This is a genomic window from Bacillus sp. GMs2/2 (assembly GCF_050172095.1).
Lineage (GTDB): Bacteria > Bacillota > Bacilli > Bacillales > Bacillaceae_G > Bacillus_A > Bacillus_A cereus.
Genome location: NZ_JBNLYE010000278.1, coordinates 1 through 5,397 on the forward strand (window position 1 = coordinate 1; position 5,397 = coordinate 5,397).

Sequence of the window (5,397 nt, forward strand, 5' to 3'; positions counted from 1 at the left end):
TCAATATATAAACTACAAACTAAAGTCCATTTTTCTATTATTTAGATTACTATGATTTTTTCATCACAGTCATAAAATGAAACCTCAATCAGCGGAGTTCTTTATGTAAACGAAGGAATAGACCCCCTTTTAAAAGGGGAATCTGTTTCCAAACGTTATTATTAATATTTACCGTAAAATGAATTAGCCTTCATTCGCCCATCATTTGTCATAATCATTTCTTCCAAAATCTTTTGCTTATCCCGAATATGCTGAGCGGCCTTAATAATGAACGGGCTTACTTCTGCCGCAACTTGCGCACGCGTTTCTTCATCCAATGTCATCATCCAGCGATTTAACATCTCACTCTTCTCAGCAAACTCTCTGTCTGACACTTGCAATTCACCGATTTCATTAAAACAGCTGACAAACGTCCGATAAATATCATTGTTCATTTTCAAGTGCTCCGCGGTAACCGTCTATTAAATCTTGTAACACTTTCACAATTGCATCAATATCTTTCGCTTCACGCGTTACTTTCATCGTTTGAATTTGAATGCTAATCCAATCATATAAACCATAGAGACTATCATATAAATCTTTCGTAATTTCAGGATTTAATTGAAGCTTTAGTTCTTCAAAAATACGTTCTAATTTTTCAAGAAGTGCGTCCCCTTCTTGTAGTTTAAAAGTATGTAAAAGTTCTTCTAAATTACGAAACTCTACAATACATCTTTCATAAATATAAATTGTATTTTTAATCGGATTACTCGTCATAATATCATTTTGCATATAACGTTGCCATGCTTGCATACGATCACTTCCTCAACTTTCATTAATCATCACTTTTTTGTTTTGTCATTGCTTTAATTGTTTTTAGTTGGCTATCAAGCGCTGCTAATGTACTCTCTAGCTTTTGATACTTCTTCACAATTTCATCTTGCTTTTGCAAGTTTTGCGTTTCAATATCTTTAATCTTTTTATCTAAATCACTTACACGTGAATCAATATTTTTTACACGTTCTCCAACTACACCTTTATCACCGAATATTTTATCAAGCGGTTCTTCCATCATTTTTCCTAAACCGTTAGAACTAAAGAAAAATTGCTTCGCTGCATCAGGTTTTTCTTTTAATGCTTGTGTTAATTTTTCATCATTAACTTCCATCGTTCCATCTTGCTTTAATTGAATACCGAATGTGAATAAATAATTACCATCTTGAGAAAATGTTGCAACATTGTTCATCGCTTGACGTACGCTTTGCATAATTACCTGCCCTTGGAAAACTCCATCTTTCCCAGCAAAAAGGTCAACTGTAGAAACTGCTTTATTATACTCTGCTACCATCTTTTTAATAATATTGGCTGTGTCTGTTACATTAGAATCACTTACCGTAAATTTTAATTCTACACCTTTTGTTTTTGGATCTGTTGTTGTACCGGCATCTGGTGTCCCTTCTACTTTCGGCTCAGTTACTTTTAACAATTCAATTTTCACACCCGGAAGAGCCTCAATTGTATTAGTAAAACTTTCAGCTTCAATACCATTAATACTATATTTAGCATTTTGTGCTTCATTGATTGTATTAAGCGCTGTGCCATCCGCATTAGCTAAACCAATATCTTGAAATAGTGTAGATGTGTTCCCCTCAAACTTAATTACTCCATCTGTTCCTTCTTTTTTCGAGGTCATGAAAATTTTATTTCCAAGTGTATAAGCTGATACGCCATAATCTCCATCATTAATCTTATTAATTAAATCTTTATATGTCATATCAGTTGTTACTTTTAGTTCTTTACCGCCTAGTTTTAATGTTTCATCTTTAGGAAGCTTCGCATTTATATCTTTAATGTCATTTGAAGCTATTTGATGACGCTGCGCAAGCTGTGTAATAGTCATATTAAAAGTTCCTGCAATCGCCCCACCATCAGCTTTCACATTAATGTAGCCGTCTTGTGTTGTTGTTACTTTTTTCTCATTCCCTTTAAAAGCTGCTAAATCTTTAAACACTTGAGTAAAAGGAGTAAATTGTGTCTTTAAACTTGCATATACTTGTTTATCTTGCGTAAGTTTTTGCTTCTCAGTAGTATACGGTGTTTTTCTCATATCTAACGCTTGCATCTCTAATTCTACTAGGTTAGAAGTATCGATCATATTATTTCCGAGGTTCCAAATTTGTTGTCTACCACCAATACCTGTCATCGTTGTTCCTGCCATTTTTCTCACTCCTTATAGATTACATGTAGTCTAAAATACTCGTTTTACTCATCGTACTAACCGCTTTAAGCGTCGCTTCATACGTTGCATTTATATATGCCAAGTCAGAAATCGCGACCGCTAAATCGACATCCTCAATTTCTTTACGGTTTTCTTGAAGCGCTAAGTTTTGCTCGCTTAAAATTGTTTTAAACGTCTCCATCGTGTTCATTGTTGAACCAACTTCAGTTGTACGGTTAATGATGCCATCTAAGTTTTTCTTATTTTCTCCTAATAACGGTTGTAACGCTTTTTGGTCACCATTTTGCATCGCTTCGCTCATCTGTTTTAATGTTTTTATAACCGGTGATAATAACGCTTCTCCGTTACGGAACGCTTTGAATTCATAACCGTCATTTAGTTGCCAGTTCACATCATTTTTTCCGCCCTGGTATGTACCATCTTCTGTAAATGGTGGCTTCTCTGCACTATCACCACCGAAAATATAACGGCCTTGCTCTTTCGTATTCGCTAAATATACAACTTGTTTTAAAATTTGATCAATCTCTGCACCGATTGCTTTCAATTCTTTTTCACCATTTTGCTCACTTAATGCTTGTACTGTTAATTGATCTGCTCTCGTTAAAGATTTCAAAACACCTTGTAAAGTATTTTCAGTTTGTGTTAATACATTTTTCGAATCCGCTATATCTTTTTGCATTTGCTCCATATTTGCCAATGAATGTTGAATCGCAAATGATTTACTCGCTGCAAGTGGGTCTTCACTCATAAGAAGATTTTTCTTCCCTGAAGTTACTTGGTTTCTATGGTATTGTTGTTGCACATTCAAATCCATTAACTGATTCTTTGCCCAGTTTGCATTTTGAAATGTAGATACTCTCATTTCTATCTCCTCCTTATATATTTCCAATTAATTACTATCACTTATCGAATAATCGAAAATAGACTATCAAACACTTCATTCATCGTAGTAATAGCTTTAGAATTTGCGACGAAGTATTTTTGGAAGGCCATTAAATTTACCATTTCCTCTTCCATATTTACACCTTCAACGCTCATTTTTTCTTGCTGAATACCTTCTAGTAAATCGCCATGAATTTTTTGATAACCATTTACTGCACTTTTATCAGATGCAACACGAACTATAAATTGGTCTAATGCTTGTTTATAAGAAAGACCTTCTTTATAATCTCCATCTGTAACTGCTGCTAGTTTATTTGCTGTTTCAGCAGACATTTTCATTTTCGAAACATCTTTTTGGAATTCTGGATTTAACTTCATATCTTTTGCATAATCTCCAACGAAGAAATCTTTTCCCATCACTGTATTCACTTGATTTTTCACTGAATTCATTAAGTCTTCGAGATTTTTTTTATAATCAACAATCTTTGCTTTCGTATCAATCGCTGATTTTATCGCTCCGCTAGTTACAGAGATTTCTGAACCGTAAATCTCAACTGACATTGGGTCTTTTTCTTTATTTAATTGAAGTGGATATGTATCTTGTCCATTTACTGTTAAAATACCATTCATTCTAACACTTGCGATATTAGGATTCATAGATTCATAAGATACTTCGATGTTTGCATACTTAGACATCTCTGTAATGATGCGATCTCGTTCGTCTAAAAGTTGATTCGGCACTTGTGTACCCGCTTGTCCAATTTTATGATTCGCTTCTGCTAAACTAGCAGCAAGACGATTAAATTCATTAACATGCGCTTCAATATCTTCTGCTGTCTGTGCTTCCACTGTATCTAAGTTTTTCGCAAGACGATTCACTTGACTTGTGAACTTCCCAGTTTCAGAAATTAATGTATCGTAGTAGTTTGGTTGTTCTGGATTTTTTGCTACTTCACGAAAGGCATTAAAGAAACCGTCCATTAAACTAGATAATGAATTCTTCCCTGTCGTTCCAACCATAGACTCTACACGTGATAAAGTCGAATTCATGTAGTTATAGTAAGAGAGCTGAGATAATTGATCATTAAACTGCTTCGTTTTTACCTCATCAGTAATACGGTCAACACCTAGCGTTTGTACACCGTAACCAATTCTCTGTTCTGGCGTATGACCATTGCTTGCTCCAACAGATCCGTAATTCACCATTTGACGCACATAACCCGGTGTATGAATGTTAGACAAGTTTTGTTTCGTTGTTTGTAACCCCATTTGAGCCGCTAACATGCCCGATAGCGGTGTATTATAATCAGATAATCTCATAAAGCTTCACTTCTCCTTTACAATAGTTCGTTCATAAAGATTTGTGAATTATTGTTTCGCTCTAAGTTATATTCAGAAACAGAATCCACAATACTTTCTGTAGTTTTTAATAGTACGTTTAAGTAATATTGATTTTTCAAAAGAAGCATTTTTACATTCTCTTCTAATTCAGTTACGTTTTTTTGTAATTCTTCCATTTTTTCAATTTCTTCTTGAGAAAAATACGAAAATAACGCACTTACACGAAACGCTTCAACTCCTTGTTCTTTACAGAACTGAACAACCATTTCTTCTAATGAGCTTGATAACCCTTTTAAACCATCAATGTACTGCAATTGCTCTACTTGCAATTTTTGAACTGCATTTACATTTTTATTTTTTAAATTCTCATATATTTGCTCTCCAAGCGCTTGAATATTTTCATACGCTTTTTGAATAATAACGAGTTTTTCATATAATTGTATGTACATATAGCTTCCTTCCTTTTACAAGACTAAATTCACAATTAAACCATGGATTTCTCCAATTTGATTTAACATTTCTAAATGTCCTGTTTTCGTATTAATTAAATTCATAACATCTTCTAATTCATTCAATCCCATTTCTGCCTGTTTCACAATCGTCATTTTCTGTGAATATCCGTAACGCGGGTGACGAGACATGACATCTTTATACTGCAATACATTATCCACGTAAAAATTCAAAAATGATTTTACTGTATTTTTGTATTCCATTACATTATCAAGCGTTAATTCCATTTCAATTTTCTCTTTAATTTCTCCAATATTATCGACAAAAGCTTCCATTTGTTCTAGCAATTTATCTTTTTTCGGATCTGCATGCAAATTATCCGAAAATGCAAGTCCTGTCCTGACATTTGCTTCTTTCGGCATTTGAGTAGCAGGCGGTATATGCGATAAAATTGGATTATGCGAGATAGAACGTAGCATATATATCACCTATTTATTTTTTTATTT

7 protein-coding genes are annotated in these 5,397 nt (G+C 33.9%); all 7 read right to left on the minus strand.

The genetic code is table 11. The features are described 5' to 3' along the window. Positions 1–161: 161 nt before the first annotated feature. The 7 genes from ACQGS6_RS22265 to ACQGS6_RS22295 are packed head-to-tail and all read right to left on the minus strand — an operon-like array spanning position 162 to position 5,370. Positions 162–434: a hypothetical protein gene (locus ACQGS6_RS22265; RefSeq protein WP_001058088.1), complete on the minus strand. Its 273-nt coding sequence runs from the start codon at positions 432–434 to the stop codon at positions 162–164. Next, on the minus strand, positions 424–792 hold the full coding sequence (gene fliS / locus ACQGS6_RS22270) for a flagellar export chaperone FliS (RefSeq protein WP_001149532.1): 369 nt from the start codon (positions 790–792) through the stop codon (positions 424–426). Before fliS ends, ACQGS6_RS22265 begins: the two co-directional genes overlap by 11 nt. Positions 793–814: 22 nt before the next feature. Beyond that, the gene (locus ACQGS6_RS22275) at positions 815–2,197 is read right to left on the minus strand and encodes a flagellar hook-associated protein 2 (RefSeq protein WP_000929308.1); all 1,383 of its coding nucleotides are present in this window, start codon (positions 2,195–2,197) and stop codon (positions 815–817) included. A 19-nt stretch (positions 2,198–2,216) separates the two neighbouring features. After that, a complete protein-coding gene (locus tag ACQGS6_RS22280; protein WP_030024826.1) occupies positions 2,217–3,080 on the minus strand; it encodes a flagellar hook-associated protein 3 in 864 nt (287 codons plus the stop codon). 41 nt (positions 3,081–3,121) lie between these two features. Then, positions 3,122–4,420: a flagellar hook-associated protein FlgK gene (gene flgK, locus ACQGS6_RS22285; protein WP_426965623.1), complete on the minus strand. Its 1,299-nt coding sequence runs from the start codon at positions 4,418–4,420 to the stop codon at positions 3,122–3,124. 17 nt (positions 4,421–4,437) lie between these two features. Continuing rightward, complete coding sequence (locus ACQGS6_RS22290; protein WP_000275882.1) at positions 4,438–4,890, minus strand: hypothetical protein; 453 nt, start codon at positions 4,888–4,890, stop codon at positions 4,438–4,440. A 15-nt stretch (positions 4,891–4,905) separates the two neighbouring features. After that, the gene (locus tag ACQGS6_RS22295; RefSeq protein WP_000946323.1) at positions 4,906–5,370 is read right to left on the minus strand and encodes a YaaR family protein; all 465 of its coding nucleotides are present in this window, start codon (positions 5,368–5,370) and stop codon (positions 4,906–4,908) included. Positions 5,371–5,397 lie beyond the last annotated feature (27 nt).